The organism is Sphingobacterium sp. Lzh-3, assembly GCF_046764375.1.
Lineage (GTDB): Bacteria > Bacteroidota > Bacteroidia > Sphingobacteriales > Sphingobacteriaceae > Sphingobacterium.
The window spans coordinates 2,107,326-2,120,111 of record NZ_CP177226.1 but is presented as its reverse complement, the minus strand read 5'-3'; the positions used below and the strand labels follow the sequence as shown (position 1 = coordinate 2,120,111).

Here is a 12,786-nt window from a genome sequence, read left to right as displayed (position 1 = left end):
CAATCGAAGCTCCATAAATCAACAATTAGATGAGCGAAATATTCTTACACGACAGCGAGCAGCAATGGACAGACCTGGGCGAAGGTGTTATGCGAAAAATACTCGTTTTTAATGATGAACTCATGCTCATGAAAGTTCGTTTTAAAAAAGGGGCTATCGGTGCACTTCATCAACACCCCCACACACAGATTTCTTATGTTAGTGCAGGAACATTCAGATACCATATTGATGGTGTTGATCGCATCTTAACCGCTGGCGATTCTTGTATCATCTATTCGCAATTGATTCATGGATGTGAATGTTTGGAGGAAGGAGAACTGATCGATTCGTTCACCCCATATCGTGAAGATTTTGTTCAATCTACCTAAAAAATGTATTAATCAGGTTTTGAAAAAATAATAATCATTTTGTTCTAACGTTAATGCAATAACATTCAAAAATATGATCTCACTTCTTTCTCCTTATATTCGCGCAACATTTGCTGCCGTATGCATGAGCATTGGTTTATTCGGTCTTTCTCCATCTCTACAAGCGCAAGAAAAACCTCTTTTAATAGAAAAGATAAATCCGCATCTGTACCTTTACACGACCTTTAACACCTTTGGAGGTGCCAAATATGCTGCTAATGCGGTATACCTAATTACAAAAAAAGGCGTTATCCTTTTTGATACACCATGGGATTCCACACAATATCAACCCTTATTGGACAGCATCAAACAGAAACATAATTTACCCGTCATTGCTGTTTACGCGACACACTGGCACGAAGATCGGGCAGGTGGCTTTGCTTATTACAACGGTATTGGAATTCCAACCTACGCAACAAAAATGACGAACGACCTGCTAAAGGTAAATCACAAAGCCCAGGCCACTCATCTTGTTTCCACCAATAAAACCTACACCGTCGGCGGACAATCTTTTGTTTTGAACTTTTTTGGTGCCGGACACTCCATGGACAATGTTGTTGTCTGGTTTCCCCAATATAAGATCCTAGACGGTGGTTGTTTTATAAAAAGCTCCGAAGCCCAAGATCTAGGATTTACGGCAGATGGGGATATAAAATCCTGGAAACCATCCCTAGCGAGGTTATTGGCAAAATATCCCGAAATTAATATGGTTATTCCTGGGCATGATGCCTGGAAAGATAAAGGTCAGATAAAGCGAACCGAAGCGCTGCTTACTGAGGGACACTAATACATTGTTCATGTCCTCCTTTACGCCGGTAAACTCTCTTGTTTTTCAACGAGATAAAAACACCTTAAGATATCCAAATAGAAAAATAGAGTGGTCAGCTCGAGCGTATTTGTGTATCAAAAAAAAAACGACTAGATGACATACATAGAAAAATATGTAGAAAAATAAAAAAGAGGCTTTGTTTATCCAAAAAAGTACTATCTTAGCGACACCAAATAAAGCAGGGGCATTAGCTCATTTGGCTAGAGCGCTTCGCTGGCAGCGAAGAGGTGATCAGTTCGAATCTGATATGCTCCACAAAAAAAAGGGTACTTAAGTACCCTTTTCTTATTTTTAATCGACCAATTTTGACAGCAAATTCTTATTTATAAGAGTTTACAGATTTAGAAATTTTCCAAGTTCCGTTTTCTTTAACAAGTGTGATCAGATCTGTTTTAGCAAAACCATCAAATTGCATCGTAACTTTCGCTATTGCATAATCAGGTAATTCTTCAACGATCTGTGTTGTTGTTTTGCAGTTCATCTTGATTCCTTTTTGTTTTTTCAAAAACTCAACCATCTCAAGACGGCTAAATTTCAAATCTTGTTTGCCACAAACTTTTTGGTTAAAATCAGCTGTAAAAAGCTTATCTAAATTAGCTACCTGACCTTCGGTCATTGCTCCAACGTATTCATCGATGGCTAAATCAGCAGTAATTAAATTGCGTTCTTCTGGTTTAACTGAAGCCATTGAGCAAGTAGAGATTGCAATCATTGCTGCTGCTACAAATGTTTTTACTAAAGTTTTCATATCTTTTTCAATTTTATAATGTATTAGTATATTTTCTTATTCTACTGTCGCGAACTATATAAATTTGTTGCGTACTTTTTTTATTTATTTTCTGATTCAAAGTTAAGACAACTCATATATTGATTTCATTACATTTAGATTAACATTACATTAAAATCGGTAAATGCTCTTTTTTTCTAGGCGAATGAAATTTCCAATCAATTCTCTTTATAGCCAAAACGTGACAGAATGAATAAATTATTGGTTTGAATATTGTTATTCTATCTATTTCCTGCTAGATTGCATTCTTTCATGACACACTACGATAGCGCATATATTTTTTATATTAAATGGTCTATTTTGATGGTTCTACTTGTACTTGGCGATACTGTATATGCACAACGTCCCGTCAATGAAATAGAAACCACCAAACATCTTGCTGATACAAGTAAACAACGTGATCTGATTGATATTGGAAAAGAAATATTAAATATCAAGCCACCCCAAACTGTCGATAGTACAGGAAAGAAAATCTATTTTTCCTTTTTACCCTTTTCGACAAATGTTCCCGGAGGGGGGCATGCTCTAATTACAAGTACAACCGCAGGATTTTATTTAGGAGATCGTTCCGACACCTATATGTCTAAAATGACATTTACGCCTTACACAAATTTTGGCAAACGATTTGGTCTGCCAATACGTTCTTACATCTGGTTAAAAGATAATACATGGGTGATTGATGGGGATATCCGTCTACTAAAATATCCGCACGAAACTTGGGGAATTGGCAAAGAGCATCATGGTGATCAGCAGATTAATTTAGATTACACCTACTTTCGTTTATACCAACATGCATTAAAAAGAATTCATGGAGGCCTTTTTATGGGCATTGGTTATGATCTGGATTATAGAATGAATATTAAGTCTACGAGCAATACCAAGCTCGAAGACTACACGTCCTACCCTTATGGAACAGATTTAAAAGACAATACCATGTCTTCAGGAGTCAGCTTCAATTTAATTTACGATACGCGCGCCAATTCGATCAATACCTGGTCGGGTAACTATGCCAATTTACAGTTCCGTGTAAATCCGATATTTTTAGGAAGCGATCAGAACTGGAAATCGCTATTTCTCGAAGTTAGACGATACCATAGGCTTACCCAAGACAGAAATCGCCAAAATATGATTGCCATAAGGAGTTTCTTCTGGACGGTATTTAATAGTAAAGCGCCCTATCTTGATCTTCCGAATTTAGGATGGGATCCATACAATAGTTCGGGAAGAGGCTTTCCAGTCAGTCGTTTTCGTGGTAAATCACTTTACTATTTAGAAACGGAATATCGTCGTGATATCACCCAAAATGGCTTATTTGGATTTGTTGCATTTATGAACTTTACGACATTAAACGGGCCAAAGAATTCCATGTTCGAAGACTGGAACGTCGGCACTGGTGCTGGTGCACGAATTAAGTTTAACAAAAACTCGGGCACCAACATTGGAATCGACTATGGTATCAGTAAGAATCACCGTGGCGTTAGACTCACCTTGGGTGAGGTCTTCTAGTTTCTAACTTAAATGATAGCGCTGGTTTTTAAACTCCATTGACGCATAGTACTGATATTTCCTATTGTCCAAGGGATAATCCCAACAGCCCATACGGTGGTAGATTTCACCACCAAATCCTGTTTTGAAACGATAAAGTCCATATAAAGGGTGTGACGGATCTGCCTGTGGCGATACTCCAAAGAAATCATATTCTGTACAGCCTTTTTCTTTCGCAAGCTGCATCGCACGCCATTGCAAAGCGTATGTCGCCATATAATTACGATTTTCGGAAGCAGAAGCTCCATATAGATAAGTCCCCCGATTTGCTGCAATTACCAAAAACATCGCGGCCAAAGGCTGGCTATCCACTTCGGCTACTAAAAGATATACATCTGCGGGAGACAATGTATCACTTGCCCTTGCAGAAAGAACGATCTTAAAATAGCTTATATCATGTAAGAAAAAGTTATTTCGAAGAGCTGTCTGCCGATAAAGCTCATACCAAACCGCCAAACTTTCAAGCCCCAGCGAACGCACACGTACTCCTTTTCGCTCTGCTAAATTGATATTATATCGAGTCTTAGATTTCATATTTCCAAGCAACATATCCTCCCCCTTTCTAAGATCCATAAAAATAGTATTTGAAGGAAGTATGTCCGTATTGGCTTTATGAAAGTTCCAGTTTTCTGTGTTAAAATTAAAGCGCATTTCCTGAATCCGTTTCTCCGGCACCCCTAGCCAATTACCATGAAGATCGTAACAATCATCCTCTTTAGCCCAATGTGATTCCCAAGATAAATCATAGCGTATCATTATACAATTTGGTGGCAGATGGGAACGTAAACTTTCCGATAACTGTTCTAAAAAATAGCCCTGGTTTTCATCTGAAGGTTCAATCTCAGGTCCATAAGGTACATAGGCTATGCTATGTTCCTGATCTATGGCTTGTATAATAATTAATAGATCACCGATAAAATAGGTATCGTCGTCGACTCCGACATACAGATCGGATTGTTTGGATTTAAAATTAAATGCCTTCGATTGTATACCTTGCATTTTTTTTACTGCAGACCAGTAAGCAGTTTGTTGAATAATACCTGTTTTATAAAGCCCACTGATTTCTTTGTCACTAATGTCTGCTATCATGATATTTTACTATTTAATAGGGTTGTTTTTATAAGATATTCACAAAATCGCTGCAATTTTAACACCCAAAAACGGCAAACATAGCCAAAATGTTTGGTTAAGCGCACATGCATTTGTCACTTTGTTGTTAATTTCAAGAAATAGAGAAAAACAGGCATTCAAAGTCGCTTTTTTACATTATTTAACGCTATAATATCCGCGTTTGAATTGTTATTTTGACCTAAAATTTAAGATATTTGTAGCTTAACAATTCAAATACGATGGACAATAAAGCGATCTCAAAAATTTTCAAATTATGTAGCCAATTGATGGAGCTTCACAACGAAAATCCTTTTCGAACAAAATCCATTGCAAGTGCCTCTTTTAAGTTGGACAAGCTACCTTTCCGTATTGAAGAGGCCAGTCTTGAAGAATTGAGTGCACAGCCTGGAATCGGAAAAAGCACGGCTGAAAAAGCCAAAGAAGTTGCCGCTACAGGAACTTTCAAAGAGCTTGGGGATCTTATTGAAAACACACCATCCGGTATTATTGAAATGTTAAATATTAAGGGCCTTGGCCCTAAAAAGATTCAAATTATCTGGAAAGAACTCGAGATTGAAAGTGTGGGCGAATTACTGTACGCCTGTAATGAAAACCGTCTCGTAGAAGCAAAAGGGTTTGGTCTTAAGACACAGGAAGACATCAAAAAATCCATTGAGTTTTCTATTTCCAACAAAGGATGGTTTTTATATGCAAAAGTACTTCCACTGGCAGAAAAATTTTTCAACGACTTGAAATTGCATTTTCCTTCTTCACTGCTGTCATATACAGGAGATTTCAGAAGAAAATGCGAGGTTTTGAGTACCGTAGATCTTTTAATATCGGAAAGTATAGACAATGTCGAAAAATTCCTTGATGGATTTACTTTAGTGGAAAAAACAGAAAACTCCATAGAACTGACCGATGAATTGGGGTTTACTTTCAAAGTATTCAGCAGTAATATCAATGATTTTTATCGCGACCTGATTCTTAGTACCGGATCCACTGCACATCTCGATCATCTATTTAATATTCTACCGGATCTCCCTTCACTTTCCAGTGAAGAGGCCATTTACCGTAACTTGGGTTTAGATTATATTGAACCCGAATTACGAGAGGGGTTGAATGAAATAGTGCAGGCTCAAACACATACACTGCCAAAGCTGATTCAATACAAAGACCTCAGGGGAACACTCCACAATCACTCCACCTATAGTGACGGCGTACATAGCCTCGAGCAAATGGCATTACATTGTAAAGATGTCCTGGGGCTAGAATATTTGGGTATATGCGATCACTCGCGAACTGCAGTCTATGCCAACGGCCTCTCCATTGAGCGATTGGAACAGCAGTGGAATGAGATTGCTACATTAAACGAAAAATTGGCTCCTTTCAAGATTTTCAGGGGAATTGAATCCGATATTCTAGGTGACGGTTCATTAGACTATCCCGATGAGGTATTGGCTAAGTTTGACTTCGTTGTCGCCTCCGTACACTCCAATCTGAAAATGGACGAAGACAAAGCCACAACAAGACTAATCAAAGCGATCGAAAATCCGTATACAACAATCTTAGGCCATCCGACAGGAAGACTATTATTAAGTAGGGCCGGATATCCCTTAGATTTTAAACGGGTAATCGATGCTTGTGCGGCAAATGGCGTTGTCATTGAGATAAATGCCAATCCTTTACGATTAGATCTGGATTGGAGATGGCACCGTTATGCAGTAGAGAAAGGAGTTTTGCTTTCCATCAATCCCGATGCCCATCGTACAGAGGGATTGCACGATATGCAATATGGTGTATTAGTGGCTCAAAAGGGTGGTCTGCAAGCAAGCAACTGCTTGAATGCATACGCGCTAGATGCCATAACGACCTATTTTAATAAGAAAAAACAAGGCTAGGGTATGTCGAGTAAAACAAATGCTGTTCGGCTGTTGGACACAGCAAAAATTAAGTATGAACTCAGAGCATACGAGGTAGACGAACAGGACGTCAGTGCTGAGCATGTCGCCGAAACCCTAGGTTTGTCACCCGAGACGCTTTATAAAACCCTGGTCTTAAAAGGCAACAAGGATCCTTATATTGTTGCCGTAATTCCCGGAAACGCACAGCTCGACCTTAAAAAAATAGCGAAGGCCTCTGGGAATAAAAACTGCGAAATGCTTCCAATGAAGGACCTTTTAGCGGTGACCGGCTATATTCGTGGTGGCTGTTCACCTATTGGCATGAAAAAACAGTTCCCAACCTTTATTGAAGAAGCCGCACAATTGGAATCAGCGATTTCCGTCAGCGCGGGAAAAAGAGGGCTTCAGATTATTTTAGACCCAGCGGACTTAGTCACAATTACAGATGCCAGTTGGTCGGACCTAATCGGCATGTAGATTACATTTTACGCCCGTATAATAAAATACGCTTGAAAGAATAGATCGCCGGAAATTTAGTGAACTGTTCTTTGATGCGTGTTTTATATTCAGTTACAAACACAGACTTCTTATCTTCCTCCAATTGTTCCATGTAAGGAATCAAAGCAGACCCAGCGATAAAATTGTAAAGCATTTCTGCATCAGCAGCAATGAGTGGATATACACGAAGAGAAAGGTTTAATTGATCCAGGCCATTATCAAATAGCAATTGCGCATAAGTATCCATATCCAATACCGAAGAAGGCCTATTCCAGCCCCCTAAATAGGTTCGATAGGGTTCTTCCGTCGCCAATTCAACTAAAATTTTATTGAGTATATTTTCGGGCTGATAAGGCATTTGTATCGCCAATTGTCCGCCAACATTAAGCTTAGAAATAATTTGAGGGAAAAGAACCTGATGATCTTCCAGCCATTGTAAAGCAGCATTACTGAATATAAGATCCCAGGTTTTTGGCTCTGCAAGGAAGGCCTCGACGGAACTTTGCCTAAATTTTAGACGCTCCGTTTCCAACTTATGGCTTTTAGAAAGCATTTCCGCAGAAGAATCTATCCCAAGAAAGGTCGCTTGAGAAAATTGTTCACTTAAGATAGCTGTCTGTTCACCTGTACCGCAACCTAAATCGACTGCATGCTCCATTTTATCGGCAGTAATTAGCTCAGATAAATCATAAAACGGTTTAAAACGGATATCTTTAAATTGATTGTATATAGCTGGATTCCAAGGCATATATTTATTAATTAACACCCATATCGGGCAATACTACATTTTCTAGTTAAACAAGGTAAGAATTTCTGCGGGTTCAACTTTACCAAAATACGTCGTCAAATCAATTGATTTCAGTAAGGCATCAATCGCTCCTACTTCATGCTTTTCACCAATCAATAAATTTTCAAGTTCATGAATTGATCGGGATGCAAAAAAATCACCGAAAATTTTAGCCCTTTCAATGTATCCTTTGTGTACATCCAAATGCAACTCGATGAATCCTGCAGGGATCTTAATTGCTTTTTTAAAGTTATAATTTGGTGAAAAACCGAAGTTCCAATCCCATGTTTCATACTTCTCTTCGACCAATTTTTCTATATTTTCAATGTCCGAAGCCGTAAAATCAATCATTTTGGCTGCCGGATTCTCACGTTTTATTTCTTCAATCAGCAATTCCTTAAAATCTCCAGTCGTAAAACCAGCAGGTAGATATTCAATTAAATTTGTGACACGTGCGCGATTCGATTTTACCGCCTTATCTACAAACTTCAATGGATTAACCTTTAAAGCATCACTTAATACCTGCATCTGCGAATCGATCAATATCGTACCATGTTGAATCATCTTCCCATTTTTTGCAAGCTTTGCATTTCCACTAAACTTCTTCCCATCTACCAGGAGGTCATTTCTTCCCTCTAATTTTGCAGGGATATCCAATTTGTTCAAAATATGTACAATCGGCTGGGTAAAGGTCGAAAAATCCATAAAATCATGATTTCCCAATAAGGTATGAAAAGAAAAATTTAAGTTTCCAGCATCATGATAAACAGCACCGCCGCCAGACATTCGTCGCACAACCTTAATCTGATGCTCGTTGACATAATCAAGATTGATTTCGGCCAAGGTATTCTGAAATTTACCCACGATAATTGAAGGGTCATTTACATAGAGTAAGAAAATATCCTCTTCCGGAAATTTACCCAACAAATACTCCTCTGAAGCGATGTTAAAATAGGCGTTGCGGGATGGAGAATCGATAATTAGCATATTTTTCTTTTTTCAAAAGTAACAAGAATTTAATTCCTGTAATTCATTTCAAATTCATAATTACCGCAAATCATTAGCTTAGCAATCCCGCAGCGATTTCAACAACATCAATTTTCATCGATACAACTGTCATCAACCTCGTTTTCTGAAAGCAACCTTCTCCGCTAATTTTTCAATAATAAGCGCCGAAAAATCCTCTTTTACAATTTCTTCCGTCTGGCATAATGCCCCCGGACTAAATACGTTGATTTCCATAATACGATCTCCTACCACATCCAAACCAACAAAATACATTCCGTCTTGAACTAATTTATTCCGGATTTTATCGACCATAAGCAATAACTCCGGTGAAATAATAGCTGCTTGGGTCTTTGCACCTTGATGCACATTGCTCCGAATCTCATCCCCTTGTTGCACGCGATGAACAGCAGCATATTTTCCATTGATCGAAATAGGCTCTCCATTTAGTAAAAAGAATCTTATATCACCGCGGGCAGCTTCCGGAAGATATTCCTGGCCAATTACATACCCATCTCGGGCAATAGCTTCTACCGTTTGCTTGAGGTTTTGCTGATTATCCTTATTGATTAAAAATACGTTTTTACCACCGGACCCCTTCAAGGGTTTCAAAATAATAAGCTTATTCTGTTGTTCAAAAAATTCAATGACATCGGCATAGTTTCGGGTTACAATTGTTTTAGGTCGAATAGATTCATCAAATCCCTCGAGATATAACTTATTACTGGCCCGACTAAGGCTATCGGGATCATTGATAACCAATACACCTTTTTCTTTTAGGAGAGCGGCAAATTGTAGAGCTGAAGCGGCAGCCCAAGGTCGGTTAACCATATCGAGGACTGGATCAAATCGTAGCCAGACCACATCCATTTCTTCCAACATCATCTTCGTTTTTTCTGTTGCGCGCAATACTTCCATGAGGCTATTGGTAGAAGTAAGCATCTGATCAGGGAGTACTTTTCGCACGTGGGCGGCGATATGGGCCGACTCATAGTAGAAATCGGCCAAGCCAATATAATAAATTTCATGTCCCATTTGATGGGCTTTCAATGCCAAAACAGTCGTCGTGAAACGAGCAGTTTCTTTATGGGTTTGGTTGATCACGAATGCTATCTTCATATAAAATATCTGATTACTGAATCATTTGAAATATTCCATTACTTTTTTTGAGGTGTAACAAGGCATCCTTGTATGGATCCATTAGATACCTTGGTGTCAGGACCGGAGCCTTCAAGACGCCCTTTAACATGAGTTCTTCAACGATTGGTATATAATCTTCGCGGATTTTGCCCATCGTCAACAGGGATAGATCTCGCCCACTCTTGATATAATTAGTCAATTCGATTAAACCACTCAAGTATAATGCATCTTTGGTAAGCCCACCACTTCGATAGACCCGCATCGTCATTTGAAAAGCTGTTTCGGTCAAAAATTGGTACTTATCTACCAATACTGAAAATGTATCAATAAATGAACTGCCCTGCTGCATGTGATGGACAGCGATAACTCTGCCTGCCAGAATACGTAGTCTATTATTTGTGAGGCCCCCCACCAAATACTCAGCAAGTACAGCGAGGCCTTCCTGAAGTTTTTCATAACCGGGAACCCCCAATCTAAAGAGACTGAACGGCTGTTGCTTCCCATTATAGTAAGTAACAATATGTGTACCGACCTCATGTTGAATCAATGCCTTTACCCTATTCCTTGGCAAACTATACTGCTTACTTATATTGAGTACGCCTTGATTTACCATCACGCCATAAATATCATCCCGTAGCCTCACTGTGGTGCCAAAGCTTGGATCTTGATTTTTCAGATAATCCAATTCTTCCTGGGCGAGCTTAGCGAACTCTTCGGCATAGACAATATCCTCTTCTTTCGTTCTCACTTCTCGATCCGTTGTCGTAATTGTCAAAATTGCCTGAGCCTTTTCCAACAATTTTTCATTGACAGTACCAAAAACCTGCATACTGCCCAACAAAAATCCTTCTTTTCCCCGCTCACTCAACATGGTCATCATCTGATCAAGCTCCTTGCGTTTATCACGAAACAAATAAGCAATGGAAGGATCAAATAAATCTTCGATATGCAAGTTATAGAGGTTTCTCTTGATAATATCTGGATCAATCGGCATGGGCCTATATCGAAAAACAGGAGTTTTTCGGTAATTTCCCTTTTTAAATTGCTGCCAGGCATCATAAGAATTTGTTGGTGTTACCAATAATAAAAAATCAAATCGTTGACTTTCCCGTGCTAATTTCTGATCAATCTCCCAAGCTAAAGGAATCATCTTTTTAGGCTGGCTTATTTTAAATGCCGTAGGTTTAGATAAGGTATGTATACGAATGAATTCGAAGAATGTTTTCGACAGACTCCTAGATATGGCTTCACGGAAATGACGCAGATCGATCGGTAAAATTTGCTGGTCTACCCCTAAAAGGTATTTCGGTTTTATCTCTAGCCCCATGTAAAATATATTGGTGTTCAGATTATCCAACTGTACACTCGAAGGGGATAAACTTTGCGTTGCATTTGTTTTGGAATCTGTCAGTATCTCCACTTTGGAAATCGATTCCTCTGTTGTCAGTTGCTTACCTAGATACTGAGCGATAGCCTGTACATTTTTCCGCGCAATATGAATTTGGATATCTTCCTCCTGTGCTGAATCTGATGCCCAAGCTTCAATAATCAAACAAGCACCAAACTCTTCGACAAGTTGATTGAGGATTGGAGCGATCCATTCAGAAACATTCATCTGCGGATCTCTTACCCTAAAATAAGCTGGTTCTGATTTAACCAACTCTGCCAGCATAGGGTCTTGACTAAAAAACTGTCTGTATAAAAACAGATAAGGAACAACTTGATTAAATACCAGTTTGTTTTTTGGCGGAATCTGTACGTGGAAAACCTCCTTATTTTTGATCATTTTTAAAATGCCAGCAAGTTGTTTCGCATTATCTTTCATAGGCAAAATAATTTTCCAGTGTTCCAATGCTATGCAAGAGAAGTTGTTTATACTCCTGAAGCTTTTGCGGATATACTTCCCCGGTCCATTCGTCCATAAAGTCTTTCCGAAATTCGATAGAAAAAATACAGCCTTTATCACCAAACTTATCATTCAAATACGCAGAAAGGAATCCGCCCTTAAACTTGACATTCTCACGTACGTCGTAAACTTGTCCATCTTTTCCAGTCTGTAGTGCTTCCAAAACCTGATCAGTCAGCGTTCGCCATTTTTTGTGATTATGTTGCGTACCAATATTGATCTGAGGGTCGGTTTCATTATTTAAACTAGTGTCAGCCCCACCGCGACGCATATTATAACTATGAATATCATACACGATAAAATAGCCATAACGATCAATCGTGCGCTGAATTGCTTGGCTTATTTCCTCATATATGCGATCATAGGCTGCATACAGCTGATCTTTTAGTTCATTGGGTAGATCCGTTCGCCATACCCGCATCCCCCAAGATTGCTCGGGTGTAAGATAAATAGCATCTTCTCGTTTTCGATTAAGATCCAGTTGAAACCTGGAAGTTCCCGATACAAATCGATTACAGGGTAATTCGGCCAAAATAGCCGTATAAGGATCCTCTTCGCGTAATCGTTCCTCGTCTGAAATATTTATGTAGGGCATCAAATGCGCATCGACCTGATGGCCATCATGAATGGCAAAAGCCCAAAATGGGCTATCGTAATTTTCAAATTGATAGCGATATGTTAAAGACATGTACCTTTTTTTAAACAGTTTACGTCAAATAGACAGCATTGATTGCTGACCTTTTTGTTTAGATAAACGCTTATGAGCAACAAAAGGTTTGAAAATTAACTGGATTGTCTTAGAATTAGGGGCTCCCCCTTCTTATCCGAAAAGAGGCTGTTAAAAATCGTTAAACAGCTAACGGGTTGA

12 protein-coding genes and 1 tRNA gene are annotated in these 12,786 nt (G+C 38.9%); 6 read left to right on the top strand and 7 right to left on the bottom strand.

The features are described 5' to 3' along the window. The first annotated feature begins 29 nt into the window (after positions 1-29). The 3 genes from ACLCDV_RS08725 to ACLCDV_RS08715 all read left to right on the top strand — a co-directional run bounded on the left by ACLCDV_RS08725 (position 30) and on the right by ACLCDV_RS08715 (position 1,491). Positions 30-368, top strand: a complete 339-nt coding sequence (locus ACLCDV_RS08725) for a cupin domain-containing protein (RefSeq protein ID WP_317667632.1) — start codon at positions 30-32, stop codon at positions 366-368. A gap of 124 nt (positions 369-492) precedes the next feature. Continuing rightward, positions 493-1,194: a BlaB/IND/MUS family subclass B1 metallo-beta-lactamase gene (gene bla / locus ACLCDV_RS08720; protein ID WP_411973936.1), complete on the top strand. Its 702-nt coding sequence runs from the start codon at positions 493-495 to the stop codon at positions 1,192-1,194. A 223-nt stretch (positions 1,195-1,417) separates the two neighbouring features. Continuing rightward, a tRNA-Ala gene (locus ACLCDV_RS08715) sits at positions 1,418-1,491 on the top strand. A 64-nt stretch (positions 1,492-1,555) separates the two neighbouring features. Here the strand turns inward: ACLCDV_RS08715 and ACLCDV_RS08710 are convergent. After that, complete coding sequence (locus tag ACLCDV_RS08710) at positions 1,556-1,984, bottom strand: nuclear transport factor 2 family protein (RefSeq protein ID WP_317667634.1); 429 nt, start codon at positions 1,982-1,984, stop codon at positions 1,556-1,558. A gap of 342 nt (positions 1,985-2,326) precedes the next feature. Between ACLCDV_RS08710 and ACLCDV_RS08705 the strand changes: the two genes are divergently transcribed. After that, the gene (locus ACLCDV_RS08705) at positions 2,327-3,529 is read left to right on the top strand and encodes a hypothetical protein (protein ID WP_411973935.1); all 1,203 of its coding nucleotides are present in this window, start codon (positions 2,327-2,329) and stop codon (positions 3,527-3,529) included. A gap of 3 nt (positions 3,530-3,532) precedes the next feature. Here the strand turns inward: ACLCDV_RS08705 and ACLCDV_RS08700 are convergent, their stop codons facing one another. After that, a complete protein-coding gene (locus ACLCDV_RS08700; protein WP_317667635.1) occupies positions 3,533-4,657 on the bottom strand; it encodes a lipid II:glycine glycyltransferase FemX in 1,125 nt (374 codons plus the stop codon). Positions 4,658-4,917: 260 nt separating this feature from the next. On the opposite strand from ACLCDV_RS08700, the gene ACLCDV_RS08695 reads away from it, so the two are divergent. Both ACLCDV_RS08695 and ybaK read left to right on the top strand, forming a co-directional pair. After that, positions 4,918-6,579 (top strand): helix-hairpin-helix domain-containing protein, encoded by a 1,662-nt coding sequence (locus ACLCDV_RS08695; RefSeq protein WP_411973442.1) that lies wholly within the window; start codon positions 4,918-4,920, stop codon positions 6,577-6,579. A gap of 3 nt (positions 6,580-6,582) precedes the next feature. Next, entirely contained in the window at positions 6,583-7,059 is a 477-nt protein-coding gene (gene ybaK, locus ACLCDV_RS08690) for a Cys-tRNA(Pro) deacylase (protein WP_411973441.1), read from the top strand. A gap of 1 nt (position 7,060) precedes the next feature. On the opposite strand, the gene ACLCDV_RS08685 is transcribed toward ybaK, so the two are convergent. The 5 genes from ACLCDV_RS08685 to ACLCDV_RS08665 form a co-directional block, all read right to left on the bottom strand. Continuing rightward, positions 7,061-7,828, bottom strand: coding sequence for a methyltransferase domain-containing protein (locus ACLCDV_RS08685; RefSeq protein WP_411973440.1), 768 nt, complete (start codon positions 7,826-7,828; stop codon positions 7,061-7,063). A 42-nt stretch (positions 7,829-7,870) separates the two neighbouring features. After that, entirely contained in the window at positions 7,871-8,854 is a 984-nt protein-coding gene (locus ACLCDV_RS08680; RefSeq protein WP_411973439.1) for a lipoate--protein ligase, read from the bottom strand. Positions 8,855-8,986: 132 nt separating this feature from the next. Further along, complete coding sequence (locus tag ACLCDV_RS08675) at positions 8,987-9,991, bottom strand: glutathione synthase (RefSeq protein WP_317667640.1); 1,005 nt, start codon at positions 9,989-9,991, stop codon at positions 8,987-8,989. A gap of 13 nt (positions 9,992-10,004) precedes the next feature. Further along, positions 10,005-11,837, bottom strand: coding sequence for a flavohemoglobin expression-modulating QEGLA motif protein (locus ACLCDV_RS08670; RefSeq protein ID WP_317667641.1), 1,833 nt, complete (start codon positions 11,835-11,837; stop codon positions 10,005-10,007). Continuing rightward, positions 11,827-12,606, bottom strand: a complete 780-nt coding sequence (locus ACLCDV_RS08665) for an N-formylglutamate amidohydrolase (protein WP_317667642.1) — start codon at positions 12,604-12,606, stop codon at positions 11,827-11,829. The genes ACLCDV_RS08670 and ACLCDV_RS08665 overlap by 11 nt, the downstream gene beginning before the upstream one ends. Positions 12,607-12,786 lie beyond the last annotated feature (180 nt).